The organism is Mesorhizobium sp. M2E.F.Ca.ET.209.01.1.1 (assembly GCF_004010375.2).
In the GTDB taxonomy this organism is placed as follows: domain Bacteria; phylum Pseudomonadota; class Alphaproteobacteria; order Rhizobiales; family Rhizobiaceae; genus Mesorhizobium.
Genome location: NZ_SADP02000075.1, coordinates 1 through 659 on the forward strand (window position 1 = coordinate 1; position 659 = coordinate 659).

At 54.2% G+C, this 659-nt stretch carries 1 pseudogene; it reads right to left on the reverse strand.

Going from position 1 to position 659, the window contains the following annotated elements:
* Positions 1–180, reverse strand: a pseudogene (locus tag EN852_RS34610) (NADPH-dependent oxidoreductase); the annotation flags it as partial.
* Positions 181–659: the final 479 nt, after the last annotated feature.

The window sequence follows — 659 nt, forward strand, 5'->3', positions numbered from 1 at the left end:
GCCCATATCGGAGAGCACGCCCGGCTTGATGTTGTGGGCGAGCGCACGCGCCGTTTCGCATTCGACGTCATGTGTCGCCAAGGCCTTGGTCAGCTCGGCAAGCATTCGATCGGTGGAGGACTGATCGTCGTCCCGAGGCATCTTAAGTGTGCAATTCAAGGCGAAAGCGGTGAGCGGCATCGAATCTTCGCGGCTGAATATGGTGATCAACGCGGAGGGCAGACACTGGTTGCCTCTCGCCGCAAGATCGGCTTGACCACATCGCCTTTGCGACCCCATGCCCCCTGTCGGGGGCGCGGTTTCGGTTACGGTCAAAGAGTCCGAATCTGTCTCTGCTAAGCAATTGAAATACGAAGGAAAGTCAGAAAAATGGGTCTTTATCCCACGAAATCGCTGCATACCATTGTTTTGACCCGTCGCCATCAAGGGCTACAATGAACTTTTTGAAAACAAACACCTTTTTGGAAGGTCAGCCGGCGGACCAAGCGGATTTTGGCAGTTTGTTACGCGGATTAAGGTCGCTTCGATCTGGAAGCGCTTCAAAAGGCGAGCGACTTTTCCAAATTCCCGACGTTGAAGCCGATGTGGTCGAACATGCTCCTATCCTCTGATTGACCCGCCTTAGTAGCGCTTCAGTTTCAAGTGCCGCTGGGAAGCTG